Source organism: Hymenobacter volaticus (assembly GCF_022921055.1).
Classification (GTDB): Bacteria; Bacteroidota; Bacteroidia; order Cytophagales; family Hymenobacteraceae; genus Hymenobacter; species Hymenobacter volaticus.
Map to the genome: position 1 here is coordinate 3,150,137 of NZ_CP095061.1, position 24,608 is coordinate 3,174,744.

Annotated in this window: 24 protein-coding genes; 10 read left to right on the plus strand and 14 right to left on the minus strand. The window is 55.3% G+C overall.

The genetic code is table 11. The features are described 5' to 3' along the window. Positions 1-83: 83 nt before the first annotated feature. The 3 genes from MUN86_RS13745 to MUN86_RS13755 are packed head-to-tail and all read left to right on the plus strand — an operon-like array spanning position 84 to position 869. The gene (locus MUN86_RS13745) at positions 84-545 is read left to right on the plus strand and encodes a hypothetical protein (RefSeq protein WP_245118551.1); all 462 of its coding nucleotides are present in this window, start codon (positions 84-86) and stop codon (positions 543-545) included. A gap of 10 nt (positions 546-555) precedes the next feature. Then, complete coding sequence (locus MUN86_RS13750; RefSeq protein WP_245118552.1) at positions 556-723, plus strand: DUF3817 domain-containing protein; 168 nt, start codon at positions 556-558, stop codon at positions 721-723. After that, on the plus strand, positions 717-869 hold the full coding sequence (locus MUN86_RS13755) for a DUF3817 domain-containing protein (RefSeq protein WP_245118554.1): 153 nt from the start codon (positions 717-719) through the stop codon (positions 867-869). The genes MUN86_RS13750 and MUN86_RS13755 overlap by 7 nt, the downstream gene beginning before the upstream one ends. Positions 870-1,297: 428 nt before the next feature. Here the strand turns inward: MUN86_RS13755 and MUN86_RS13760 are convergent, their stop codons facing one another. From MUN86_RS13760 to ygiD, 9 genes are all read right to left on the minus strand, one after another. Then, positions 1,298-2,002, minus strand: a complete 705-nt coding sequence (locus MUN86_RS13760; protein ID WP_245118556.1) for a dienelactone hydrolase family protein — start codon at positions 2,000-2,002, stop codon at positions 1,298-1,300. Continuing rightward, positions 1,999-2,802, minus strand: coding sequence for an MGH1-like glycoside hydrolase domain-containing protein (locus tag MUN86_RS31795; RefSeq protein WP_311181703.1), 804 nt, complete (start codon positions 2,800-2,802; stop codon positions 1,999-2,001). Before MUN86_RS31795 ends, MUN86_RS13760 begins: the two co-directional genes overlap by 4 nt. Beyond that, positions 2,793-3,614: an MGH1-like glycoside hydrolase domain-containing protein gene (locus tag MUN86_RS31800; protein ID WP_375379504.1), complete on the minus strand. Its 822-nt coding sequence runs from the start codon at positions 3,612-3,614 to the stop codon at positions 2,793-2,795. Before MUN86_RS31800 ends, MUN86_RS31795 begins: the two co-directional genes overlap by 10 nt. Before the next feature lie 161 nt (positions 3,615-3,775). Beyond that, positions 3,776-4,705, minus strand: coding sequence for a hypothetical protein (locus MUN86_RS32400; protein WP_375379439.1), 930 nt, complete (start codon positions 4,703-4,705; stop codon positions 3,776-3,778). A 187-nt stretch (positions 4,706-4,892) separates the two neighbouring features. After that, positions 4,893-6,878 (minus strand): M1 family aminopeptidase, encoded by a 1,986-nt coding sequence (locus MUN86_RS13770; RefSeq protein ID WP_245125736.1) that lies wholly within the window; start codon positions 6,876-6,878, stop codon positions 4,893-4,895. Then, positions 6,788-7,363, minus strand: a complete 576-nt coding sequence (locus MUN86_RS13775; protein WP_245118558.1) for a hypothetical protein — start codon at positions 7,361-7,363, stop codon at positions 6,788-6,790. Before MUN86_RS13775 ends, MUN86_RS13770 begins: the two co-directional genes overlap by 91 nt. A 184-nt stretch (positions 7,364-7,547) precedes the next feature. Continuing rightward, entirely contained in the window at positions 7,548-7,778 is a 231-nt protein-coding gene (locus tag MUN86_RS13780; protein WP_245118559.1) for an acetamidase/formamidase family protein, read from the minus strand. After that, the gene (locus MUN86_RS13785; protein ID WP_245118561.1) at positions 7,757-8,629 is read right to left on the minus strand and encodes an acetamidase/formamidase family protein; all 873 of its coding nucleotides are present in this window, start codon (positions 8,627-8,629) and stop codon (positions 7,757-7,759) included. Before MUN86_RS13785 ends, MUN86_RS13780 begins: the two co-directional genes overlap by 22 nt. Before the next feature lie 411 nt (positions 8,630-9,040). Beyond that, entirely contained in the window at positions 9,041-9,874 is an 834-nt protein-coding gene (ygiD, locus tag MUN86_RS13790) for a 4,5-DOPA-extradiol-dioxygenase (RefSeq protein WP_245118562.1), read from the minus strand. A gap of 274 nt (positions 9,875-10,148) precedes the next feature. Here ygiD and MUN86_RS13795 point away from each other — a divergent pair, with 274 nt between their 5' ends. The 6 genes from MUN86_RS13795 to MUN86_RS13820 all read left to right on the plus strand — a co-directional run bounded on the left by MUN86_RS13795 (position 10,149) and on the right by MUN86_RS13820 (position 14,048). Then, entirely contained in the window at positions 10,149-10,541 is a 393-nt protein-coding gene (locus MUN86_RS13795; RefSeq protein ID WP_245118564.1) for a BlaI/MecI/CopY family transcriptional regulator, read from the plus strand. Continuing rightward, positions 10,531-11,529 (plus strand): M56 family metallopeptidase, encoded by a 999-nt coding sequence (locus MUN86_RS13800; protein ID WP_245118567.1) that lies wholly within the window; start codon positions 10,531-10,533, stop codon positions 11,527-11,529. Before MUN86_RS13795 ends, MUN86_RS13800 begins: the two co-directional genes overlap by 11 nt. Further along, positions 11,505-11,993 carry a POTRA domain-containing protein gene (locus MUN86_RS13805; protein WP_245125738.1) on the plus strand — a complete coding sequence of 163 codons (489 nt, stop codon included), beginning with the start codon at positions 11,505-11,507 and terminating at the stop codon, positions 11,991-11,993. Before MUN86_RS13800 ends, MUN86_RS13805 begins: the two co-directional genes overlap by 25 nt. A 269-nt stretch (positions 11,994-12,262) precedes the next feature. After that, positions 12,263-12,745, plus strand: coding sequence for an ankyrin repeat domain-containing protein (locus tag MUN86_RS13810; RefSeq protein ID WP_245118568.1), 483 nt, complete (start codon positions 12,263-12,265; stop codon positions 12,743-12,745). 37 nt (positions 12,746-12,782) lie between these two features. After that, positions 12,783-13,358, plus strand: coding sequence for a GNAT family N-acetyltransferase (locus tag MUN86_RS13815; protein WP_245118570.1), 576 nt, complete (start codon positions 12,783-12,785; stop codon positions 13,356-13,358). Positions 13,359-13,394: 36 nt separating this feature from the next. Next, positions 13,395-14,048, plus strand: coding sequence for a DUF4919 domain-containing protein (locus MUN86_RS13820; RefSeq protein ID WP_245118571.1), 654 nt, complete (start codon positions 13,395-13,397; stop codon positions 14,046-14,048). 67 nt (positions 14,049-14,115) lie between these two features. On the opposite strand, the gene MUN86_RS13825 is transcribed toward MUN86_RS13820, so the two are convergent. From MUN86_RS13825 to MUN86_RS13835, 3 genes are all read right to left on the minus strand, one after another. Further along, positions 14,116-16,389 (minus strand): xanthine dehydrogenase family protein molybdopterin-binding subunit, encoded by a 2,274-nt coding sequence (locus tag MUN86_RS13825; RefSeq protein ID WP_245118573.1) that lies wholly within the window; start codon positions 16,387-16,389, stop codon positions 14,116-14,118. Next, positions 16,386-17,411, minus strand: a complete 1,026-nt coding sequence (locus tag MUN86_RS13830) for an FAD binding domain-containing protein (RefSeq protein ID WP_245118575.1) — start codon at positions 17,409-17,411, stop codon at positions 16,386-16,388. The genes MUN86_RS13825 and MUN86_RS13830 overlap by 4 nt, the downstream gene beginning before the upstream one ends. Positions 17,412-17,499: 88 nt before the next feature. After that, positions 17,500-18,033, minus strand: coding sequence for a (2Fe-2S)-binding protein (locus tag MUN86_RS13835; protein ID WP_280640520.1), 534 nt, complete (start codon positions 18,031-18,033; stop codon positions 17,500-17,502). Positions 18,034-18,616: 583 nt separating this feature from the next. On the opposite strand from MUN86_RS13835, the gene MUN86_RS13840 reads away from it, so the two are divergent. Beyond that, a complete protein-coding gene (locus MUN86_RS13840; RefSeq protein WP_245118577.1) occupies positions 18,617-21,229 on the plus strand; it encodes a malectin domain-containing carbohydrate-binding protein in 2,613 nt (870 codons plus the stop codon). Positions 21,230-21,390: 161 nt separating this feature from the next. Here MUN86_RS13840 and MUN86_RS13845 read toward each other — a convergent pair whose 3' ends face one another. Both MUN86_RS13845 and MUN86_RS13850 read right to left on the minus strand, forming a co-directional pair. Then, a complete protein-coding gene (locus MUN86_RS13845; RefSeq protein WP_245118578.1) occupies positions 21,391-24,012 on the minus strand; it encodes a TonB-dependent receptor in 2,622 nt (873 codons plus the stop codon). Positions 24,013-24,159: 147 nt separating this feature from the next. Beyond that, positions 24,160-24,516 carry a winged helix-turn-helix domain-containing protein gene (locus MUN86_RS13850; RefSeq protein ID WP_245118580.1) on the minus strand — a complete coding sequence of 119 codons (357 nt, stop codon included), beginning with the start codon at positions 24,514-24,516 and terminating at the stop codon, positions 24,160-24,162. Positions 24,517-24,608: the final 92 nt, after the last annotated feature.

Sequence of the window (24,608 nt, forward strand, 5' to 3'; positions counted from 1 at the left end):
ACCTGCTACTCATTTTTTGGTCTGGTTGAATACGCTGGTATTCTTGGTATCGGCAGTTCTGGCCGCCTTGTTTTCTGACGGGTATGTATTCTATTCTGCTGTTTCTGCACTCGTTGGGCAGATGGGCGGTGTTAGGCGGCCTCTTGTACGGCATGAGCCGGGCCTATCAGGGTTGGTTCGGCCGCAAGCCCTTCACCCCTCACGACAATACCACGCGGCATACGGTTGCCACAATTGCCCACGTGCAGCTCATGCTCGGCTACGCTCTGTATTTCGTCAGCCCGCTGTTGCGCGACTTTCATCTTCGGGATGCGGTGCACGAGCCTGGCACGCTGTTTTTTGGCGTGCAACACGTGGCCGCCATGACGGTGGCAATTATTGTGCTCACCATAGGTTCGGCCCTAGCAAAGCGTCAGTCCACTAGCGAAGTGCAGTTTCGCACCATGGCGCTGTGGTTTACGGCGGCGCTGCTGCTTATCCTGCTGGCTATACCTTGGCCCTTCTCGCCTTTCGCCAGCCGTCCGTACTTCCGCCTACCCCATTAATTCGTTTCTGATGTTGAAATCCGCAATTGGCCGCCTCCGTCTGCTAGGACTGCTGGAAGGCATTTCCTTACTCCTGTTGATTGGAGTGGCCGTGCCGCTCAAATACCTTTCTGCCAACCCAAGCTTGGTTCGAGCCCTGGGCCAGTCCATGGCCTGCTGTTCTTGCTTTTTGTGCTGAATACGCTGCGTGTGGGCGTTGAGTATCATTGGCGCTTTTCTACCACTACCTGGAAAGTGTTGCTCGCCTGCATCATTCCTTTCGGCACGTTCTACGTTGACCGCAAGATTCTTGCTCCTATGCAAAAGCAGGAAATAAAGCCTTGACGCGCAATGAATTTACTGCCGATCTTTTCACCCATTTACCTGTCATCTGCGCAGAGCCGGAGCATCTCGCGTACCACTGTTGTCACCACAACCAGACCATCAAAGTTGAAGCATCTAGCGTGCTGACATTGCACAAGTGAGGTGAGGTTATAGAGACACTGTCATGCTGAGCGTAGCCGAAGCATCTCGCTCGAATCGTTGCCAAAGTATATCGATCATGCTGAGTGCAGCCGAAGCATCTCGCTTGCTGACGCAGGAGTACTAATCTCACATCAGCACGCGGGATGCTTCGGCTGCACTCAGCATGACGGTCTACATAGCCTCCCAATAGATAAAAAAGCCACCCGATACCCATACAGCTTCAAATGGCTGTACAGTATTGGATGGCTTTGATACCAAGTGCTTGACGAGGCAGCTACTGAGCGAGCCTACCGCAGCTTTTCTTGGAAGAAGGCCAGCGTCATGGCCCAGGCTTCGGCGGCGGCATCGGGGTTGTAGCTGGGGCGCTCGTCGCAGTGGAAACCGTGGTCGGCGTAGGAAATGACGGTATTGATGTAAGGCTTGCCGGCAGCGTCCAAGGCGTCCACAACTTCCGTGATGTGCGCTTTGCTGATGTGCTGATCGAGGCCGCCCCAAAAGAAGAGGTGCGGCGCATGCAAATCAGCAGTGCGGTTTTTCAGATGCTGCGTGCCGCCCCCGTAGTACGAAACCGCAGCCGACAGTGGCAGCACAGCATTCGCCAGAAACGACACCCGCCCGCCCAAGCAAAACCCGACGCTCCCGACTTTGTCGGTTACGTTGTCTTGGGCTTGTAGCCAATCGTAAGCGGCTTGCAAATCAGCCGTCAGCCCCTCGGGTGTAATGGCTTGAAAATGCGGCGCGGCGCTAGGAAAGTCGTTGTAAGAAATTTCCAGACCCGGCGCGGCAGAGCGGTGAAACAGTTCGGGGGCAATTACTGCGTAGCCGGCCGCGGCTAGGCGGTCGGCTACGTTGCGAATGTGGCCGTTCACACCAAAGGCTTCCTGTAACAAGATAATGCCCGGGTGCGGGCCCGCAGCAGTCGGGAAAGCGGTGTAGGCGTTGAACTCGGTGTTGTCAGAGGCTTGCAGAACAACGGCGTTGGGGTAGCTCATTGAGATTGTAAGGGGGTTGCGAGTAGAGCCTCAGAAGCCGATGAGTCAACCTTTTGTTTTGTATCGGGAACAGTAGAAGTGGCTCGTTTTTGCAATAACCTCACAATCAGACCCGTCCAACCGGTCTGGTGATTGGCACCAAGGCCGTGGCCGTCTTCGCCGTGGAAGTACTCGTGGAACAGCAAGTAGTCCTTGAAGTGCGGGTCGGTTTGGAGCAGGTCGGAGTCGCCGAAGGCCGGGCGACGACCGTCGGGGCCTTTGAGCAGTAGCTTGGAGAGGCGCTCGGCCAGGGCTATGGCTACGTCATTGAGGTTGAGCATATTGCCCGAACCGGTTGGGTACTCCACTTGCAGCGCATCGCCGTAATAGGAGTGAAACCGCTGCAACGACTCGATGATGAGGTAGTTGATGGGGAACCAGATGGGTCCGCGCCAGTTGCTATTACCCCCAAACATGCTGGATTCAGCTTCGCCGGGCACGTACGAAACCGAGAAATCGGCTTCTTCGGTGCTGAACACGTACGGATGCTCTAAGTGGTAGCGCGACATCGCCCGGATGCCGTATTCCGACAAGAACTCGGCCTCGTCGAGCATGCGGGTTAGCAACTTCGTAAGACGCTGACGGCGCAGCAGCCCGACCAAGTGGCGGGTATTGCGGCCTGGCTCTTCCCACCGGGCTACCAGTTTAGCCAAGTGCGGGCGGTTGACGAGCAACCAAGTGGCTCGAGCCGTAAATTCGGGCATGGAATCCAACAACTCCTGATCTATCACTTCCACCGCAAACAGCGGAATCAATCCCACAATCGAGCGGACTTTGAGCTTGGTGCGCTCTTCGTCGGGGTGTGCAATACGTCGTAGTAGAACTCGTCTTCCTCGTCCCAGAGGTTGAAAACTCCGTCGCCGCCGCGGGTCATGGCATCGGCGATATAGAGAAAGTGCTCGAAGAACTTGCCGGCTATTTCTTGGTACACCGGGTTGGTTTTGGCCAGTTCCAGCGCCATGCGCATCATGTTCAAGGCAAACATAGCCATCCAGCTCGTACCATCCGACTGCTCGATGTGGCCGCCGGTGGGCAGCGGTGCGCTTCTATCAAACACCCCAATGTTATCAAGCCCCAGGAAACCGCCTTCGAAAATGTTGCGGTTGCTTTGGTCTTTGCGGTTTACCCACCAGGTAAAGTTCAACGCCAACTTATGAAATACCGACTCCAGGAAGTAGGTGTCGCCCTTGTCGCCTCTGTATTTTTTGTCCATCTGGAAAACGCGCCAGGTGGCCCAAGCATGCACCGGCGGGTTTACGTCACTCAGGTTCCACTCGTAGGCCGGTAGCTGGCCGCTCGGGTGCATGTAAGAGTCGCGCGTTAGTAAGCGCAGCTGCGTTTTGGCAAACTCGGTATCCACCGTGGCCAGCGGAATGCAGTGGAAAGCCAAATCCCAGGCAGCGTACCAGGGGTACTCCCACTTGTCGGGCATCGAGATGATGTCGGCGTTGTGCAGGTGCTGCCAGTGCCGGTTGCGGCCTTTGCGCCGTTCGGGCGGGGGCATGAGCATGGCCGGGTCACCTTCGAGCCATTGGGTGACGTCGTAGTAGTAATACTGCTTGCTCCAGAGCATGCCCGCAAACGCCTGACGCTGCACATTGCGGGCGTCGGGGTCCTGTACGTTCTCTTGAATGCAGTGGTAGAACTCGTCGGCTTCTTGACGGCGGGTTATGAAGATTTCATTGAAATCAGCAAACGGGGCGCTGTGCGCAGAAGCGCTGAGCCGCAGCCGTACTACCCGCGTACTTCCCGGCGCCACGCGTAGCTTGTACTGAGCGGCCACTTTGGTGCCCTGCTGGTCGGCATTGAGAGCCTCGGCTTTGCCCTCCACCACGTAGTCGTTGATGCCGTCTTTGAAATGCCTGCCTTCGGCAGGCAAGCCGTAGAGCTTGGCGCCGTTGGTGGTGTTTTCGCAGAAAAGCAGCTCGGGTCCTGCTCACAGTAGAGTTGGTAGTTATTGCCCAAGCCCTCGTGCTCTATCTGCACGGTGCCGGGCTGCGTTTGGCGCATTTGCGGCTGGTAGTCGTCGTAGCCCCAGCTCCAGGTGTTGCGAAACCATAGTTGCGGTAACACCTGCAGGCGCGCCGTTTCGAGGCCGCGGTTGTGCACCGTAATCTGAATCAGAATATCGTCGGGGCCAGCTTTGGCGTATTCCACAAACACGTCGAAGTAGCGTCCATCGTCGAACACACCGGTATCCAGCAACTCGAACTCGGGTTCCTCGCGGGTCCGGCGGGCATTTTCTACTAGCAACTCCTCGTACGGAAACTCCCGTTGTGGATACTTGTAGAGCATCTTCATGTAGGAGTGCGTGGGCGTACTATCCAAGTAGTAGTAGTGCTCCTTCACGTCCTCGCCGTGGTTGCCCTGGTAGTTGTTCAGGCCGAACAGCCGCTCCTTGATGATGTGGTCCCGTCCGTTCCAAACGCCCACCGAAAAGCAAAGTAGCTGCTGGTCGTCGGAGATGCCGGCTATGCCTTCTTCGCCCCACCGATAGGCGTAGCTGCGGGCCATGTCGTGGCTGATGAAACCCCAGGCATTGCCCTCGGCGCTATAGTCTTCGCGTACCGTTCCCCACTGTCGTTCGGTGAGGTAAGGTCCAAACTTTTTCCAAAATGTATTCTGCGTATTATCGTCCGCCAGACGTACCTGTTCCTGCGTCATAAGAAGTAACCCTGAGCCCGAAGGTACGATAGTCAGCGTTAGGCGTTCGGTCGAGCTTGGGTTTAGAGAGTCGAATGAGGCGCAAAAGCAACTCGTCTGCAACAAGTTAATTGCGCTTTAGCGTTGGCATTAGCCTTATAAAATCAATACGCTGCTCCTCACAGGCTTGAAATAAACTCTTACTTAATTATGTGGCGGCCTCGATTTCTATTACGGCCTGTTTCACTAGTTCAGTGGCCTGAGCGGCCGTCGGCCGGGAGGAATGGCGCTGCTGGATTTGGCGCAGCAATTCTATCAAAGGAACATGAATACCATATTGCTTGTAGCGCACGGCCATGTCTTTGATGCGCGAAATGCCTTGGGAAAGTGCAGTTGGGTCGTCGAGGCGACCCACCAACTCGCCCAGGCCGGGCAGCATATCGAAACGGCTTTGCGGACTACCCACATCGAATTTAGATAGTACCAGGGGCCATTGCGCTGGGCCACCCGCTTTGCCGTACACCTGGACTATTGCTACGGTTAAGGCCCCGTTGTTGTCGGCCTCGAAAGCCGTAGCGCGAGTCAAGGCCTGTTTGGCATCGAGCGCCAATAACCCGCGCAACGCGGCGCCCTGCACTTGGTACGATTTGCTTTCCAGCGCCTTCGTGAACAGCTTGAGGTAGCGTTTATCTTGCAAAGTACCTAGCGCCGTGAGAGCCACAGCCTGCGTTTTCACGGACGAGTCGGTGGCGGCGAGCTTGGCTAGAATGGGAGTAGCGGCTTTGCGCAAAGCGGCATTCTTGAGGTCGAGCAGCTCAATGGCCATGCCGCGCAGAGCAGGAGATTTGTCGGTAAGGCCAGCTACCAAGAGTTTCTGCGCTGCCGGGTCGGGAAGTTGGGCTTTGGCAGCGCTTAGGACTTCGCGCCGGTCGAGGTAGCGCGGGGCGTGGCGGTATTGGTAGGCATAGTCGGCCAGCGGCTTGTTGTCTTTCTTCTGCCAGACCAGGACTTTCTCGGCGTCCACGTTCACTAAGTCCGGCTTGGTAGCGGCGGGAAAGTAAAGCGTGTCCACGGCGTGGCGAAGCGTAGCCGGGTAGCGTTGCGCACGGCCACCGGTGTAAATGTCCACGCTGAGCGGTAGCACAAACGGCGTACCGGCCTGCGTTTGGCGCACAATTACGGCCTGTTGCTTGCGGACAGCATCCCACTGATAATCGATGGTGACAATAGGGTGGCCGGCGCGGTAGTACCACTGGTCGAAAAACCAATTCAAATCCCGGCCCGATACTTCTTCTAGTGCCAGCCGCAGCTGGTGCGGTTCGCCCGTACCGAAGGCGTTTTGCTTTAAATACCGTTGCAGACCTCGAAAAAACACTTCCTGGCCTAGATGGTGACGCAGCATGTTCAGGATGTTGCCGCCTTTCTGGTAGGATATGGCATCAAACATATCCTCCTTGTCGGCATACTGGTAGCGCGCCAGGGGCTTGGTGTAGTTGCTAGGGTCACGGAAGTAGGCGCGCAAGCTTAGGTCGCCTTGGGCCTCGGCCGCGTCGGAACCGTACTCGTGCTCGGCCCAGAGCACTTCGCTGAAGTTGGCAAACGACTCGTTCATGGTCAGGTTGCTCCAGCTTTCGGCTGTCACGTAGTCGCCAAACCAGTGGTGAAACAGTTCGTGGGCCACTTCGCGCTCCACCCCGGCGTACTCCCAATCCAGCAGTTCGCGGGCGGTGCCCTGCGCCTGGTCCCCGAACAAAGAAGCCGAGGTGTTTTCCATGGCGCCGGCCACGTACTCGCGCACTACTACTTGGGCGTACTTGTTCCACGGATAATCCACCCCGAGCAGCTGCGAGAAATACTCCATCATCCGGGGCGTTTTGCCGAAGATTTGCTTGGCCTGTGCTGCGTACTGCGGTTCCAGGTAATAGCTCACTTCCTTGCCGCGCCACGTATCCTTGGTGATGCGGAAGTCGCCGACGGCCATCATGAACAGGTAAGGCGCGTGTGGCTCCTCCATTTTCCAGGTATCGGTCCGCAGCCCCGCCCCGGCTGGCACCTGCCCCACCAGCTTGCCGTTGCTGAGCGTCACGTATTTGGCGGGCACTGTCATGCTGACTTCCGAGGTCGATTTCTGATTGGGCTTATCGATGGTCGGAAACCAGGCCGAGTTAGATTCAGATTCGCCTTGGGTCCAAATCTGGACGGGCTTGCCTTTCTCGGTGCTGTCGGGTTGATGAAGTACAACCCCTTGGCCGCGCCAATGGCCGCACTGCCCTTTACCTTCAGTTCGTCGGGCTTAGCGGTGTACTCTATATAGATGGTATAGGCCTCCCCTACCGGCACTACCCGCCCCAACTTGATGGCTAGTTGCTGCTGATTGTAGTTGTATTTCAGCGGCTGCGGCGTGTTGCCTTGCAGAAGCGTCACCGCCTTAATGTCCATGCCCTTGGCATCGAGCCGTAGCGAATCGGTGGCGTAGCCGTGGGGCTTGAGCGTTACCCATTCCTTGCCGTAGAGGTAGCGTTTGGCATAGTCGAAGCGCACATCCAACTTGGTATGCACCAAGTCGTTGATTTTGCGGGCGGCGGTGCGGTATTCGTTGTTGGTAGCAATGGGCTGCTGAGCGGCCGCTGTGGTGGCAGTGGCTAGGCCAAGGAAAAGCAAGGAGAAGTTTCGCATCAAGAGCACAAGGTAGAGAGTCTTGTGCATCTAGATGACTGCTTTGCATGAACGGTTGCCTTACCTAGGCTACCGCCGCTATCAAGAGCGGAACCAAGTACTTTTCACACCCTGAATTAGTGGGCTCAACGGCAGTAGGATTCTTGCTCACCTAGTAGCAGAGGCTTCGTAATAAGGCTTCCAATTTCTATTTGCTCTTACCCATGCCCACGGCCGACTTACCCGTGAATATCTTCTTCGGAATCATGCTGTGGACGCCCTTCGTACCGTCTACTAGCTGCGTAATTTCCATGTCGGCGGCTACGCTAGCGAGCATGTAGGCATCGTCGTGGCTGAGGTTTTTCTCTTTCATGAGAAAGTCGATCATCTCGCGCAGTGCCACTTTGGTGGCTTTGGTCAGGTCCTCGTCGGTACCCATCGTGATGTAGTCGGTAGGCGTTTCGGCGCGGGCCAGGTCAGGTGCATGTCTTTGCGCACAATGAATTCTAGCGTGCCAGTCAAGGACGTTTCCAGGGCGGTGATGTCCACTTCGCCGTTGCCTTGGCCGGCATGTCCGTCGCCTACTTCAAACAGGGCGCCGGGTACGTGCACCGGGATATAGAGCGTGGTGCCCGCTACCAGTTCTTTGTTGTCGAGGTTGCCGGCGTGGATGCCGGGCGGGGCGCTATTGACGCGGCCCGAAGCGGGCGGCGGCGCTACGCCCATGCTACCGAAAAACGGCCGTAGCGGAATTTCAATGCCAGGAGCAAACTGGGCCATCATCCGTTTCTTGTCGAGCGGGATAATGCGCATTTTGGCGTAGCCGAAGTCCTCGGGCAGAAAGCCGCTGGTTGGGCCGAAGGCATTGTAGGCATACGGAATAGCCAACTCCACTTTCTTGATGCGTATTTCCAGCACGTCGCCGGGCTCTGCGCCTTCCACGTAGATAGGGCCGGTGAGAATGTGGCCTCCGGGTCCTTTGTTGGTTACGTCTTTGTGAATGTCGCGCAACGACTGTTCTACCTGGTCTGGCGGCAGCCCCGCCCCCTCCAGCCGCGTAGGGCTAGAGGTGATAAGTGTTTGCACTTCCACTTTGTCACCCGACTTGATGCGCAGCACGGGCTTGGCAGCGGCATCATAAAAGCCCCACGCTACGGTTGTAGGCGTGGGTTTCAGTTGGTGAGTGGTTGGCTTGGTGGCAGCTTGTTGCGACTGAGCGGCAGAAGCAAACAGTAAGCTAGCGCCAAGCGCTAGAATTGCGGCACTTTTTGGTAAGTACGAAATGCGCATTGGCATGATATAGCAGCGAGAGATGCCCTAAGCTACATACCAGCCGTTCAAAACCACTAGTGTATGCTGTAGACTATCCGAATAGTCAGAATTCCATACTGCTTTCATGTCTTTGTTTTCTTTGACCACCGTGCTTATCTGGCTTCGGTTAATAAAGCAAAGCACCCCGCGTACTGACGTTGTCAAAGTACCCGTCATGCTGAGCGCAGCCGAAGCATCTCGCGTGCTGACGTTGCAATGGCATGGGCTTACCACACTAGCGAGATGCTTCGACTGCGCTCAGCATGACGGTCTTCCTTTATAATCACCAACCATATAGCCCAACATCAACCTATTTCTAGGACTAGCACACTGCTATTCTGCACAGAGGACTTAGAAAACCTATTTAGCTTCCATTTCAGCCGGCTCCTCCTACGCCACCACAAACGTGCGCATGCTCATGCCGCCAAAGCTTACCTCCTCGTACGCGTGGCGAATCTGGTCGTCGGGCTCGGCTAGGGCCAAGCTGTAGAGCATCGGAATGTAGTGGTCGGGGGTGGGTACCGAGAGGGAGCCGCTGGCCCCGGCTTGCTGGTAATGCGCCAACGCGAGCAAATCGCGCTGATTGATTTTCGCTTTCGCCCACTCATCGAACTCCTGCGCCCACGCATAGGGCGTGGCATCGTCGTTCATGAACTTGGGCATGCTTTGGCGCAAGTTGTGCACGATGTTGCCGCTCCCCACAATCAGCACGCCGCGGCGCCGCAAAAACTGAAGCTGCTTGGATAGTTCGGCATGGAAGGTCATCGGCTTGTAGTAGTCGATGCTGAGTTGGAAAACCGGAATATCGGCCTCCGGAAACAAGTGATGCAGTACGGTCCAGGTACCGTGGTCGAGGCCCCACTCGTCGGTGGGGTGCGCATCGGGCAGAGCGGCCAGCACTTCCTGCGCTACGTCGGGCGCACCGGGTGCGGGATACTGCATAGCAAACAACTCCTGCGGGAAGCCACCGAAATCGTGAATGGTTTCGGGCCGCTCGTTCACGGCCACAAAGGTGCCGCGCGTGAGCCAGTGCGCCGACACTACCAGCACGGCGCGCGGTGGCTGCACGTTGCGAATGTCGCGGCCTAGCTGATGCAACGTTTGCGTGAACGGATTATCGGCCAGCGCATTCATCGGCGAGCCGTGGCCTACAAAGAGCACTGGCATCTTCGCCGTTTTCTGAAAACTGCTGGCGGTGGCGTGGAGATCTTGCAGAGAGTTCATGACGGGAGGCAATGGTTACTATGGCTAAACCTCAGACACCTTGTTGATGCTGAGCCTATATACCATACAACAAATGTACCTACATAATTCTTTCAATCAGCTATTTTATCGAAAAGGCTACTGCATAGTATAAAAAGTAAACTCCAAGTATACATACTGATATTCAGGATATTACTTTATATCCTGAATAGATTCAACACTGTTTACCTGATGAATAAGGTCTATAACGTATGAATAAGTTGTTAAACTGAAATATACGTTGTACATTCATCACATGGAAGAGCTAACCAAAACCGAGGAGCGCATCATGCAAATCCTTTGGAAGCTGAAGAAAGCTTTCGTGAAGGACATCATCGAGCAACTGCCTGACGAGCCGAAACCGCCCTACAACACCATCTCGTCGGTGGTGCGCATTCTGGAGCGTAAGGAGTATGTGGGGTTTAAAGCGTACGGCAAGACTTACGAATACTTTCCGTTGATCAGCCGCGCCCAATACCGGACCGCCAGCTTCAAGCGCCTGCTTACGCAGTACTTCGACAACTCGCCCTCCGACTTAGTATCGTTTATGGTGGAAGAGGAAAAGCTTGATCAACAGCAAGTTCAATTGTTGCTGCTTAAGTTACTCCAAGCCGATCAGGCATCCAAACAAGATGGCGATGCTCAGTAACTACTTGCTGTACCTAGCGGAAGCGTCTTTCTGCCTGGCTGTTTTCGCTCTCGCGTACCGGCTGCTGCTAGCCGGCCTTACCTACTTCAGCTGGAATCGGTGGTATTTGTTGGGAAGCGTGCTGGCTAGTTTGGTGCTGCCGCTGCTGTCGTTTCCGGGCCTCGCCTACTTGTTTGCTGCCCCGGCGGCTGAGAGCGGGCCGCTACTCTTGCAACTAAACTGGACTCGTCCCACGGCAAGTACTGCTTCTGCTGCCTCGTCGGCTTCGTCGCTGGATGTGTGGGCTTTGGTGCTAGGCGGAATGTTGGTGGTGTATGCGGTCGGCGTGCTGTATCGGCTGCAAAACTTGGGGCGGAACCTGTGGTGGCTGTGGCAGCTGGCGCGGCGGCATCCGCGCACCAATAAAGGCGCTTATTGGCTGGTTGAGCTTTCCAACCCCAACATGCCCGCCTTTTCATTCGGGCGGAGCGTGTTTTTATCGCCGCTGCACGCTAGCCTTAACTCCACGGAACAGCAGCAGCTTCTGCAACACGAATTGGTGCATGTGCAGCAACGTCATACACTAGATATTCTGCTGCTGGAAGGTGTAGCGGTGCTGCTGTGGTTTAACCCGGCGGTTTATTATGTGCGCCAGCAGCTAAAAGAGGTACACGAGTATCTGGCCGATGCCACGGTAGCCCGCACGGCTGGCAGCATTTCCGGCTACGGTCAATTACTGATTAAGCTGGCTGCGCAGCAGTCCCCGCTTACCCTAGTTCACGCCTTTTCCACCAAACATATAATTCAGCGCATTACTATGCTTACTACGCCATCCTCCCGCCCCCTGCAAAAGCTGCGCTTCCTCCTGATTGCACCCCTCTTAGCCGGTGCGTGGATGGCTACGTCTTGCGTTGACTCGCCGAGTCCGACCGTTGCCCTGAGACTTCATCCGCCGCCGCTGCTGCTACTACGCCTATCGGCCGCATTACGTGGGAAGGCAACACGGTAGTCTCTACCGAGCGCCTCAACCAAGCCCTCGGCCTGAAACCCGGCGACGCCTACGACTCGCTCGCCTTGGGGAAGCGCCTCAACTTCTCACCCGATGGCAAGGATGTGGCTTCCCTTTACATGGACCAAGGCTATCTGTTCTCTTCCATTACTCCCGCTGTCAAGCGCCAGCCCAATGGTAGTGTGGATCTAACATTTAAGATTTCCGAAGGTCGGGCAGCGCAACTTGACATCATCACCTTCACGGGCAATGGCAAAACGTCTACGCAGTCTTTGATGGAAGCTATACCCCTGCGTCCTGGCGCTAAGTTTAGCCGGGCAAAGCTCATTGAGGCTCAAAGAAACCTTGCGCTGCTGGGTCCTTTCGACCCCGAACGGGTTGGCATAAATCCACAGCCCATCATGCGCCCGAATTCCGATACCGATTTGGTGAGGGTCGAGTTTAAATTGGTAGAGAAGAAATAGATAAAGGATTTCAGAGCATCTCGATAGAGTGAAAGCTCCGAAACTAAATGGGTTCGGGGCTTTCTTGTTTTCAGTAACCCTTTCGTCACGATAGGTCATCAAGTAGATGAGTGAGCTTAATTCGTAACGGCTACAATTTTCTACCCCATCGTAAGCAATCAGATGTTGATATAGGAGAAATAAAGTGAAGCATTATGACCGTGTATATATTGCAGCACGCAGCAAATTATGTCAGTAATTACTAGCTGTGCATCATTTAGGATAGATATATGGCAAGAGCAGGTAGACCCAACAAATCAAACCCTCGTGTCGATGATGTGATTTTTAGCATCAGAGAAGGCAACGCTCCAAAAGTAAAGCAGGTTCTGTCCGAAGTAGGCATTGATGCCTGTGACGGCTACTTACGAACAGCTTTACTTTGGGCAACATTCTACGGCAATACCAACATCCTTGGGTGGCTAATAGATAATGGAGCTAACGTCAATCATCAAGATAGAAATGGTTATTGTGCACTTCACTTCGCTGGCCAGGAGAAGCAATTAGGATGCGCCGAACTGCTGATTGCCAAAGGAGCAAGTCTTGAACTACCAGACGTGCATGGCAACACCCCAATTTGGACAGCCTTGTTCAATTCAAAAGATGACCAGAGAGTAGTGAATCTATTCATCCAGAACGGCTCAAACCTTGACCACCACAATAGATACAACAAGACACCACGGCAAGTGCTCGAAAGGATAAATGGCACTACCTAAAACTAACATCATTACATTCTCTTCTCAATTACTACCCATGGAGCTTAAAGTAGCTAGATTAGATGATATTGAAGGCGTCTTGAATCTTCACAAGAAATACCAGCTTGATACGATTCTGGAGGAAGATAAAAAGGACGGCTTCGTAACCACATCATTCACTAGAGAGCAACTAACGAAGCTGATCGAGGAAGAGCAAGGTCTTTTCATTGCCGTGCAAGACGAGGCCGTAATTGCATACATTATGTCGGCGTCCTGGCAGTTTTGGTCAGTGTGGCCGATATTCTCCTATATGATTGAGCGCCTGCCCACGCTGGAATATGCTGGCTATAAGCTGGATGCCTATAATTCCTATCAGTATGGCCCTATTTGCGTTGATAAAGCCCATAGAGGCAGCGGATTGCTAGAAGCTATTTTTGATTTCGCAAGGGAGCAGATGTCAACTAAGTATCCTGTGTTGGTGACCTTTATCAACAAAATAAATGCGCGGTCTTATGCTGCACACACCCAAAAACTGGGGCTTGAGGTAATTGCTGAGTTCGAGTTCAATAACAACCAGTACTTCGAGCTTGCTTATGAGACCTCGAAGATATTAGACCTCAAGCAAGGGAGATAATTATACAGGCTTTCTCACTTATTTCCAACACAAAGTATGACCAAAATAGCATTATTGCTTATTATGCTTATCGCAAGGATATTTCCTTTGCTCGGTCAAAGCATGGACAAAATATCTATTCCCAAGTTTAATGATAAATATAGTTCCTATGTAAAACAGCTTGAGGCTGGGCAAACTTCTATTGATTACTTAGATTTTAGATATAGCTTTATAGAAAGCGAACAATTTATATTAGCATCAAAAAAATTTAAAGACCATAATAAACTAAGAAATCAAATAATATCTGAAATGACAAATAAAGAATATAATAATGTAATTAGAACAGCCAAAGCAATGCTAACTATTAATTACACAAATATATTTGCTCACAAAGTACTAAGGCAAACTTATAAAATAATTGGCGATTCAGTTAACGCATCAAAATACTACAAAATTCATTTTGGATTGCTTAATTCAATTATAAAAAACGATGATGGAAAAACTTGCTCGACAGCTTGGCCAGTAATTCAATTAGACGAAGAATATTTTATACTGCAAATGATTGGAGCTAAATTATTACAACAAAGCACTGATACTACTGATGGTTTATGCGATAAAATGGATGTAGATACTGAAGACGGAGAAAAAAGAACATACTTTTTTGAAACAAGCAAAATATTTGAGGGCTATAGAAAATTAGGAATGAAATAAAAAACAAAGGCGTCAAAACATGTTTTGACGCCTTTGTTTTTTATTATAGTTCGTGCCGAAGATTATGCTACAGCAGCTTGTCCATGTAGATTGGCAACTCGCGGATGCGCTTGCCGGTGGCGTGGTACACGGCGTTGGTGATGGCGGCGGCTACACCGAGCAAGCCAACTTCACCGATACCTTTCACGCCGAGAGGATTCACTTTGTCGTCTTCCTCTTCTACGAAAACCACGTCAATGTCGTGGATGTCGGCGTTGACGGGAATGTGGTACTCGGCGTAGTTGTGGTTCATGTAGCGGCCGAAGTGGTGGTCCATGACGGTTTCTTCCATCATGGCCATGCTAATGCCCCACACCACCGAGCCAAGCACCTGGCTGCGAGCGGTTTTGGTGTTCAGAATACGGCCGGCAGCTACAGCATTCACTACCCGCGTCACGTGCACGGTACCCAAGTCCTCGTCTACCTTCACTTCCACGAACACGGCGTTGTGGGAGTGCAACGAGTACGGTAGCTGCTTGATCATATCGGGTCCAGAGTTACTGGTGGCCTCCAGCTTCTCTTCACCACTGGCTTGCAGTACGTCGCGGATAACAACCGCTTCTTCTGGCTTTTCGCGCAGGCGTATCTGGCCGTTGGCAAACTCTACGTCGTCGATGTCGGCGCCTTTGAGCGGGTGGCCTTCCATCTTCTGAGCGAGCTTGAGCAGCTTTTCTCCGATATTCTGGCAAACTTTCTGCACGGCTGTGCCCACTGAGGCCGCCGTCCAGGAACCGCCTTCCACCGGCGACTCCGGTAGATCCGTGTCCCCGAGTTGGAACGTTACGGCCTCCAGAGGCAAGCCAAGCGTTTCGGCCGCTATTTGCGTCATAATGGTATAGGTGCCGGTGCCAATGTCACCTGTGGCGCTGGCTACGGTTAGCTTACCGTCGGCGGTGAGCGTGGCTTTGGCGCTAACTTTCTGCATGGAAGCATCCCATACGCCTCCGGCCATGCCCCAACCGATTAGCATGTTGCCTTCGCGCATGGAGCGCGGCTCTGCGGTGCGTTTGTCCCATCCGAATCGGGCGGCGCCTTGGTGGTAGCACTCGCGCAGTTTCTTGCTAGAGAAAGGCCGCTTCAGGTTTTGGTCGCGCTCGGCGTAGTTGCGGATGCGGAAGTCAAGCGGGTCGAGTCCGGCGGCGTAAGCCATTTCGTCCATGGCTACTTCGAGGGCGAAGGAGCCGGTGGCGGCACCGGGGGCGCGCATGTCTTGGGGCGTAAACACGTCGAGCTTCGCTATCTGATAGCCCAACTTCACGTTGTCGCACTGATAGAGCATGCCCGACCAGTTCACCACGTTTTCGGTGTAGTCCTCGAATTTCGAAGTCTCGTGGAGGGCGTGGTGTTGCAGGGCGGCCAGCGTGCCGTCGGGGTTGGTGCCCATCTTCACGTATTGCAGCGTGTGGGGACGGTGGCCAAACGAGAACATCTGCTGGCGCGTGAGCGTCACGCGCACCGAGCGTTTCAGTTCCAGCGCGGCCAGCACCGCCAAGAACACCGTGTATTGGGGCCGCAGGCCCGAGCCGAACCCACCGCCCATGTACAGGTTAATCACCCGGGCTTCGTCTTTACTGAGCCCAAAAATTTTGGTGATGTACTGCTGCACGTTGTACACGCCCTGCGTTTTGTCGTAGGCCGTGATTTTGCCATCGGGATGATACTCCACGGTGGTACCGAACATCTCCATGGGGTTGTGATGCTGCGTGCCGTGCATGTACTCGCCCTCGATGCGGTGGGTAGCGTTTTTCAGCGCGTCGTTGGGGTTGCCGCGAGGCGACGGTGGCGGCATCCAGCCGGTTTTGCCTCGGCCCGGCTCGAACCCTTCGTCGCGCTTCAGCTCGATATTGGTTTCAAATTTCTCTTCCTCGTAGTCGATCTGCAACAGCGACGCGCCGTAGCGGGCCAGCTCGAACGTTTCGGCTATGACCACTGCCACAGGCTGCATGTTGAACATGATTTTCTCGTCGTGCAGGGGCCGGAACGGCGAGCCGCCGGGTGCTACATCGTCTTTGTAGTTGCGGTCGAACCAGGCTAACGACGGTACGTTCTCATGCGAGAAAATCTGCACCACGCCCGGCAGCGCCAACACGGGCTCGGAGTGAATTTTGGTAATGCGGCCCTTGGTGATGGTGCTGTTGACCACGTAGCCATACAGCATACCCGGCACCTTGAATTCGGCCGAATACTTGGCGGCGCCCGTCACCTTGGCCGGCCCATCGACGCGGTTGGTGGGCTTGCCGATGTAGCTGGTTCCGGTGGTGCCCGCCTCGACGGTGGGCGGAGTAGTTATAAGCTGGCTCATGGATTCGAGTTTAGATAAGCGTTGGCATCGAGGGGCTGGTCCATTTCGGTGGCCTGCTTGAGGGCTCGCACGATGGCGCGCTTGCCGAGCTCGATCTTGAAGTTGTTGTAGCCGTAGCCTTGGGCGTTGTGCATGATGGCCGTGGCGGCTTGACGGAAATTGTCTTCGGTAGCCGACTGACCGCGGAGGGTTTCCTCTACTGCCATGTCGCGCCACGGCTTGTGCGCCACGCCGCCCAAAGCAATGCGGGCCTCCTTGATGGTGTTACCTTCCAGCTCCAACCCGACCGCCACCGATACTACGGCGAAGGCGTAGCTGGTCCGGTCGCGCAGCTTGAGATAGGTGAAGTTCTTCTCGAAGCCTTTGGCCGGCATATCCAGCGCCGTAATCAGCTCGCCGGTTTCGAGTGTGTTGTCGCGCTCTGGTTGGTCGCCGGGCAGGCGATGGAAGTCATCGAAGGCAATGGTCCGCTCGCCGTGCGGGCCACTCACGCGCACGGTGGCTTCGAGGGCGGCCAGGGCCACAGCCATATCCGAGGGGTGCGTGGCAATGCACTGCGGACTGGTGCCCAAAATTGCGTGGATGCGGTTGTAGCCTTGCAAGGCCGAGCAACCGGAGCCAGGCTCCCGCTTGTTGCAGGGCGTGGAGGTGTCGTAGAAATAGTAGCAGCGGGTGCGCTGGAGCAAGTTGCCGCCGTTGGTGGCCATGTTGCGTAGTTGGGCCGTGGCACCGGCCAATATCGTCTGGCTTAGCAACGGATACCGCTTTTCCACTTCGGGGTGCCAAGCGGTATCGGCGTTGGTGGCAAGGGCGCCGAGCCGCAGGCCGCCTTCCGGGTTGTCTTCGATGGCCGTGAGCGGCAGCTTGTTGAGGCCGATGAGGTGCGTGGGCTTTTCCACGTTTTCCTTCATCAAATCCAAGAGGTTGGTGCCGCCCGCCACAAACGCCGATTTCGAGTTGGTGGACTTGTCGCGCACGGCCGTGTCCACGGCCGTCGCGCTGGTATAGGTGAAGCTGTTCATGGGGTCGAGGGGGTGAAGTTGAGAAATTGTGAGTTTGTGAAGCAGTGTTATGCGAAGCAGCCGTATGGCACCTTCACAACTTCGCCTTTCACAACTTCACCTTCTGCTTGTCTACCACTTCCTTCACCGCGGCCAAGATGCCTACGTAGGCGCCGCAGCGGCAGAGGTTGCCACTCATCAACTCCCGGATTTCGTCTTCGGTGTGGGCGCGGCCTTCATTGATAAGCCCTTGGGCCGAGCAAATCTGGCCGGGCGTGCAGTAGCCGCACTGGAAGGCATCGTGGTCGATAAAGGCTTGCTGCAACGGGTGCAGGTTGCCTTCCTGGCCCAGCCCTTCGATGGTGGTTACTTCGTTGCCGTCCTGCATTACGGCCAGTGTGAGGCAGCTGTTGATGCGCTTGCCGTTCACGAGCACCGTACAGGAACCGCACTGCCCATGGTCGCAGCCTTTTTTGGTACCGGTCAGGTCGGCGTACTCGCGGAGGGCATCGAGTAGCGAAGTCCAGGGGGCCAACTGCATTTCGCGGCGCACGCCGTTGATAATTAGGGTAACATTCCCAGTAGCCGGTGGCTCAGGCAGCGCGCCGAAGCCGGCGGACGGGATGGTCGGAGTTGGTTTCATAGTCTGCGTGCAGTGGTGGAGTGAGGTAGAAGCCGTGTAGCAGTTAGCTCTGACCTGTTCCGTATCCATACGCCCCCACTTCGCCTAGCGTTACTATTTCGCTGGTATTTGCTTTGTTCGGTTGCAAACTTCCTGTCGGCAACTCACGGGTTGTTACGCATTTCAAGCTTAAACCCGAGTTAGCAACAACAGGGTACCGATGAACTTTCAGGTTTCAGTGCCATTGCGAAGCCAGGCCGCTTGTGTTCATAGTACTCGCTTTTGGCTTTTCCTTTAGCGAAAACCACGAGCTAACTGCCATCTACTGCAAGCCTTCACCCTTGTTCAAAGCACAGGTGGTTAATGCTTTATTAATCCGTACGGCGATAAGAATAAAGCCAGTGCAGGCGAACATAACTCGACGGATGAGGTATATAGTATCAGTCATCCTGCATATTCCATATTTGCCATTGAACGGTGCGGGCGCTAGCGGAAAACCGGCTGCATATTCTAGCTGCCTGGTATTTCCTTAATGATGCATTAGGCCCAAACGAACTCCTGGACGCTTCCATCAATCAACCTAGTCATCTTCCACCTTCTTGCTATGAAAGAAAATATACTTGCGCAACTACCTCGCACGGTAGCAACATTGCTTTGGGGGGCTTGCCTGTTCGTCGGACCTAGTCTGGTGGCAAAACCTCTTTTAGAGTCCCCCACCCTACCCGTTCAGCAGACATCTGCCCGGCTAGCCGCGAGTGGTGACACTATCCGCATCAATTGCGGCGGCGGGGCCGTGCAAAGCAGTGGCAAGTTTTTCGAGGCCGATGCCTATTTCAATGGTGGCAAGTCGTTTAGCAACTCATCCATTGCCGATGTGCTGCAAACCAACGACGACGAGCTATACCGCACCGAGCACAGCGCCTCGGCCAACTTAGTGCCTTTTAGCTACAACATTCCGGTGTCGGCGGGCACGTACACGGTGCGCCTGCACTTCGCCGAAATCTACTTTGGGGCAACCGGGGGCGGACCGGGCGGAGCTGGCCGGCGCGTGTTCAATGTGAACTTAGAAGGCCGTCCCGTCCTCGTCAACTACGACATCGTAGCTGAAGCCGGCTCGATGACGGCCGTTGTCAAAGAGTATCAGAGCACCGTAACGGATAACACGCTAACCCTAGATTTTGCGGCCGTTACGGACCAGCCTAGCGTGGCAGCCATCGAAGTACTACGTACTGCCGACACTTCTTCCACGGGCTGCCAGTGGGTGGCGGCCGCTCCCTCCGCCTTGGAGCGCAAGGAGGGCCAAAGCGCCGTGGTGAATGGCCAGCTCTACACGTTTGGGGGCTACTACGGCAACCTACAGGGCACCAACCTCACGCAACGCTATGATGTGAATACCAACCAGTGGACCAACTTAGCCCCGGCGCCCTACCCCGTTACCCACATGGGCGTTGCGGTGGTCGACGAACAGGTCTGGCTGATTGGTGGTTTTCAGGGCGAAGTGCACCCCGGCCCCGTGACGGCTGCCGTACAGGTCTACGATACTCGAACCAACACCTGGAATTTCGGCCCTTCCCTGCCGGCTCCGCGCGGCTCTAATGCGGCGGCGTTGGTTGGCCGCAAAATTCATGCGTTTGGGGGTGTACTGCCCGACCGCCACACCGATGCCGGTGACCATTATGTGTTGGACGTGGATAATCTGGCCGCTGGTTGGCAGTCGGCTGCGCCGCTGCCCAACCCCCGCAACCACTTGGCCGGCGCCTCTTTGGGTGGCAAAGTGTACGCCATTGGCGGCCAGTATGGCCACGACCAAGGCCGCGACATCAACTCCTTGGTGCACGTCTACGACCCCGCTACTAACACCTGGACGCGGCTACCTGACCTGCCGGGTCCCCGGTCTCACTTCGAGCCCGGCACCTTCACCCTCGACGGCCAGATCCTGATTGTGGGCGGCAGCAACAACTCCACCGACTACGCCGACATTCTGAGCTACACGCCTGATACCAATAGCTGGCGCCAGTATTGCAGCCTGCCCGCCACTTTGGTAGCCCCTTTTGCGCAAGCCATAGGCAACAAGCTAGTGGTAGCTCAAGGCGCCCGCGACAATTTTGCCGTGCCCGAGAAGACCACCCAAGTCAGCACCATCACCCGGACGCCCAGCAACGTACTACGCTTTTCTAACCCACAACTCGCTGCCTCGCTCGTGCCGGGGGGCAGCACAACACTCAAAAACCTGTTGTGGACTTTATCTGGCACGGCTTCCTACACCCTCACGCTCCCCAATGCTCCCGCTTGGCTCAGCCTGTCCGCCAGCACTGGCACCGCCGGTCCGTTAGGGCAGGAAGTGGCGCTGCAAGTCAATGCGGCCGGTCTGGCGCCGGGTACCTACACGGCCACCATAGCCGCCACCGCGCCGGGCTATGCAGTAGCGGGTGCCAAAATTACACTTACCGTTATGGGTCAGAGCGGCGTGGTGCTGGCGCTAAACGCGGGCGGCAGCGCCTACACCGACGCTACTAATATTACCTACCAGAACGACCAATACTTCAGCGGCGGCAGCACGTTTAGTACCACCAGTCCGATTGCCAACACCTCCGATGACTTGCTGTATCAAACGGAGCGGTACGGCAATTTTAGTTACAATGTGCCCCTGTCCAATGGCACCTACCGCGTTACGTTCAAGCTCGCCGAGATATTCTGGCAAGCCCCTCAGCAGCGCCAGTTTGATATACTAGCCGAAAACCAGGTAGTAGTAAATGACCTAGATATGGTTGCGCAAGTCGGCAGCCTCACCGCCCTCGACATCGTCCGGACCGTGACCGTAACCGATGGGGAGCTTAACCTGCAATTTCGCACCGACCTCGAAAACGCAAAGCTAGCGGCTCTGCTCATCGAAAGCACGTCAGCAGCAGCCCGGACTAGTACTCCTACAGCGCTGAAAACCAAAGCAAGCACCCGAGTAGCGGCCAGTCAATGGAGCCTTTACCCCAATCCAGTTTCTGAAAAAGCCACGTTGTCCTTCACAGCCGCGGCAAAGCAAGCAGCGCGTGTAGAAGTGTTGAATAGTCAGGGTCAGGTGGCCTTGCAAGAAACGCAGTCAACCGTGGCCGGCGCTAATCAGCTAGAGCTTGCCACCTCGAAGCTTGCGGCTGGCGTGTACATCATTCGTGTGTATCTCCAGGAAGGCATTATCAACGCCCGCATGCTAGTAGTAAAGTAGGCCAGCTACTATCTAGTTATTCAGTGAAGCCGAGTGGGCCTGCCCGCTCGGCTTTATTTGTTTTATCCTGTGTCTGACGTTACCCACGCCAGCACGTTCTGCTGAGCGGAGCCGAAGCATCTCGCGTGCTGAAGTTGCAGTGCTACCGTCCGGGTTTGGCTTTACAGGCCATACGTCACGGCTAGGTAGTACAGCCCTCCTACACTCGGGCCACCGAGGTACGACACGTAGTACTCGTTGAGTAAGTTGCTGGCACCTAGCTTGAAGCGCAAGTTGGGAGCGGCCACGGTGTAGCTCACTTGGGCGTCGAGGGTGTGGTAGGCGGGCACGTAGCCGTTTACCAGGAAGGTTTGCGAGTAGTACCGGGCCTGCCAGCGGTAGTTGACCCCGAACCCGAAGTTCTTATAGGCGTTTTCATTGCCCACACTTAGGTTGTAGGCCCAACGGGGCGTGTTGAAGCCGTCTTCCAACCCGTCGCCGGACTCGGTGCGGTCGAGGCGGGTGTAGGTGACGCTGCCGCCGGCCAAGTAGTTGCCGGCAAGCTCGTAGCGTAGCCCGAGGGAACCGCCGTAGTTGTAGACTTGACTTTGAGCGTTGGTCCAGAGGCGGTAGCGGTTTTGGGTGGCGCGGTTGCTGAGGTAGATGGCGGCCGAGTCGGGGTTGTTGGTTTTGGGCACGTAGGCTTCCACCTGCGCAATAAAGTCGCGGTAGGAGTTGTAGTAGAAATCCACGTCGAGCAACAGCCGACCACCCGGCAACAGCGCTGCCTTGTAGCCTAGCTCCAACGACTTGATGTACTCGGGCTTCAGATAGGTATAGGGTGTCCTGACCAAACGATTCTGGTTTTGCTCGATAGCTAGGCGGCGTTTCTCGGCGGCACTAGCTGCGCTGGTATTGGCGTTGACGGCGGCCGTTACGGCCGTGTTGAAGGCATCGATAGAACTACGCAGGTAGCTGTTCTCGAATACCCCATCCGACATCACCCGCAGGCCGCCAATGCGCTTCACTTGTCCGCTGTTCACGTTGGAAAATCCCTCAAACAAGCTCGGAAACCGGTAGCCGCTCTGGTAACTCACCCGGAAGTTGTGCTGCCGGGTGGGCGAGTACACGGCCGTAAAGCGCGGATTGAAACGGGTGCTGAAGTAGTCGTTCTTATCGGCCCGGAGCGTGGCCGTGAGCCGGATTCGCTCGTCCAGAAACCGGGCGCCGGCCTGCACGAAACCGCCGGTTTTGCTGTAGGTCAGGTTGTCGTTGAGGGGGTCTTTGTTAGCTTCGGGGTTGATGAAATAGTTGCCGTCGGGCTTGATAATGTAGGTGCGGTGGTCGGCGCCTACCAGTAGGTCGAGGACGGTGGGCCACTGATTGCCACTTCGGCGCAAGGCTTCGGCTAGGTTCACTTGGCCTTCGGCGTGCACCAAATCAGCCTGCACCCGCAGGGCGGCACCCTGGTCCCAATTGTTGATGTCCGCTAACGCACTTAACTGCTGCTTGAATTTGGGCGTACCGGGTTGGAGGCGGCCCGCGTCGGCGGCAGTGCGGGCGCCAGTGTGGGCCTGTGCTACGGTTTGTCCGGCCGCGGTGGCCGCATTCCAGGCAGTGGTGTAATCTTGATTCCAGACGGCATCTGGCTTGTAGCTGCGGTCCAGGTTTTCGGCCGCCGAGCGCAGGTTATAGCTCTTGCCGGTATTTTCGGTGGTAATGTAGGCACGCGCTTGTACCACCGGAGTGGTTAGCTGCAAGGCGTGCTGTTGTAGGTGGTAATTCTCTAGCCGAAAGCGGTTGGAGCGTTGATACACGTTGTCGAGCACGGTGCCCCGGTAGGTGTACGCCAGTTCGGTAGAGGCGCTAGGTTTGTAGTGCAGCGCAGCGTCGTACTTGATGGTTTGCAGGTGGTAGTCCACCACATCCTTTTCGTTGTAGCCGGTACGGGCCACCGAATAGCTTTTGCCGCCCAAGGTCAGCGTGCTGCGGTTCGAGGATTCGTTGCCGTAGCTGTTTACCGGGTCCTGAGCGGGGTTTTCAGCACCGAACAGATTGGTAGTAGAGTTGCCGTTGGGGTTGAGCTCGGTTTGGTCGTTGGCTATCCAGTCGTAGCCCCGCAGATAAGTGCCATTCACTTTAAAAGCCAGCTTGGGCGTCAGCACTTTGGCGTAGCGGACACTCGTTTCAGAAAACAGCTTCGCGCCGCTATTGGAGTCGTTGATGTGGTTGACGCCCGTCTTTTGCTGCAAACTCAGCCCCTCACTCCGAAACGGATTCTTGGTGTTGAAATTGGCTAGCCCATTGATGGCATTCAGCCCGTAGAGGGCCGCCGCTGTACCCGGCACAATCTCCACTGCCTGCACATCCAAATCACTTGGTCCTAGCACATTGCCAATCGGCCCGCCGATATGCGGTGCTTGGTTGTCGATGCCATCCACGAGCTGCGCAAACCGTACGTTAGTGGTATTGGTGAAGCCGCGGGCATTAATCACCTTAAAGCTCAAGCTCGGCGTAATCACTTGCACACCCTTCAGATGCTCAATAGCATCGAAAAACGAGGGCGCCGGCGTGAGGCGCAAGGCCCGCGCATTCAGCTTTTCCACAGTTACCGGCGACTGCAAGAAGCTTTCCTCCACCTTCGAAGCTGCCACGACTACCTCCCCTAGCGACACGTTCTGGCGCGTGGTATCCGCCAGCGTTGTAGCCGCAGCAGTCTGTTGCGCTACTGCTGACTTCGGCGTTAAGAACCCTGAAAGTAGTGCTAGCGGTAGCCCAGCTATTAAGCAAGTAAAGTTTCCCATGCAGGTCGTTATATTCTTTCAAACATAACGCATATCACTGCAAATTGTTAGTCACTATTTGGTACCAGATAGAACTGCGCTTTTGAACTGCCATAAGCAAGACTGAGCCCTTTCATTTGCTCCTGTAAACTAACTCAGTGCTGACTTCTACAGCAGCCGTGCTTGCTCGGCCTGCATGAACTCCTGGAACCGCTCTTGCAGCGCCTGAAACTCCTCAATCAGCTGGCGGCCTTCTGCGGTTACTTCGGCGCCGCCCCCACGCTTGCCGCCGGCTTGGGTGAGCACCAACGGACTAACTGCCTGTGCATTCAGAGAGCTAATCAAGTCCCAGGCCCGCTTGTACGACATGCCCATGGCCTGCGCTGCTTTCGAGATAGAGCCCAACGCCTGAATCTGCGTCAGCAACTCCAACCGGCCGATGCCCATAAATCGGTCGTCGTTGGTTTCCACCCACAAGCGGCCGTTAAGACGAAAGGCTAAGTCAGGGCGCAATAAGTTTTTCATGCCTGTAATCTTACAAAAAAGGGCGTCAAGCCAGCGGTTCAAGCCTTATAGCTTGATTATCACCAATAAAATCATGTTCAAATTCAAAAACT

Excerpts from the sequence above, each read along its gene's own strand:
- MUN86_RS13825 (WP_245118573.1), bottom strand. The coding sequence starts at position 16,389 with ATGAGCCAGCTTATAACTACTCCGCCCACCGTCGAGGCGGGCACCACC.
- MUN86_RS13750 (WP_245118552.1), top strand. The coding sequence starts at position 556 with ATGTTGAAATCCGCAATTGGCCGCCTCCGTCTGCTAGGACTGCTGGAA.
- MUN86_RS13820 (WP_245118571.1), top strand. The coding sequence starts at position 13,395 with ATGACCAAAATAGCATTATTGCTTATTATGCTTATCGCAAGGATATTT.
- MUN86_RS31800 (WP_375379504.1), bottom strand. The coding sequence starts at position 3,614 with ATGCTCTGGAGCAAGCAGTATTACTACTACGACGTCACCCAATGGCTC.
- MUN86_RS32400 (WP_375379439.1), bottom strand. The coding sequence starts at position 4,705 with ATGACGCAGGAACAGGTACGTCTGGCGGACGATAATACGCAGAATACA.
- MUN86_RS13785 (WP_245118561.1), bottom strand. The coding sequence starts at position 8,629 with ATGCGCATTTCGTACTTACCAAAAAGTGCCGCAATTCTAGCGCTTGGC.
- MUN86_RS13800 (WP_245118567.1), top strand. The coding sequence starts at position 10,531 with ATGCTCAGTAACTACTTGCTGTACCTAGCGGAAGCGTCTTTCTGCCTG.
- MUN86_RS13850 (WP_245118580.1), bottom strand. The coding sequence starts at position 24,516 with ATGAAAAACTTATTGCGCCCTGACTTAGCCTTTCGTCTTAACGGCCGC.
- MUN86_RS13835 (WP_280640520.1), bottom strand. The coding sequence starts at position 18,033 with ATGAAACCAACTCCGACCATCCCGTCCGCCGGCTTCGGCGCGCTGCCT.
- MUN86_RS13780 (WP_245118559.1), bottom strand. The coding sequence starts at position 7,778 with ATGGGTACCGACGAGGACCTGACCAAAGCCACCAAAGTGGCACTGCGC.
- MUN86_RS13810 (WP_245118568.1), top strand. The coding sequence starts at position 12,263 with ATGGCAAGAGCAGGTAGACCCAACAAATCAAACCCTCGTGTCGATGAT.
- ygiD (WP_245118562.1), bottom strand. The coding sequence starts at position 9,874 with ATGAACTCTCTGCAAGATCTCCACGCCACCGCCAGCAGTTTTCAGAAA.
- MUN86_RS13840 (WP_245118577.1), top strand. The coding sequence starts at position 18,617 with ATGAAAGAAAATATACTTGCGCAACTACCTCGCACGGTAGCAACATTG.
- MUN86_RS13760 (WP_245118556.1), bottom strand. The coding sequence starts at position 2,002 with ATGAGCTACCCCAACGCCGTTGTTCTGCAAGCCTCTGACAACACCGAG.
- MUN86_RS13845 (WP_245118578.1), bottom strand. The coding sequence starts at position 24,012 with ATGGGAAACTTTACTTGCTTAATAGCTGGGCTACCGCTAGCACTACTT.
- MUN86_RS13795 (WP_245118564.1), top strand. The coding sequence starts at position 10,149 with ATGGAAGAGCTAACCAAAACCGAGGAGCGCATCATGCAAATCCTTTGG.
- MUN86_RS13745 (WP_245118551.1), top strand. The coding sequence starts at position 84 with ATGTATTCTATTCTGCTGTTTCTGCACTCGTTGGGCAGATGGGCGGTG.
- MUN86_RS13830 (WP_245118575.1), bottom strand. The coding sequence starts at position 17,411 with ATGAACAGCTTCACCTATACCAGCGCGACGGCCGTGGACACGGCCGTG.
- MUN86_RS13815 (WP_245118570.1), top strand. The coding sequence starts at position 12,783 with ATGGAGCTTAAAGTAGCTAGATTAGATGATATTGAAGGCGTCTTGAAT.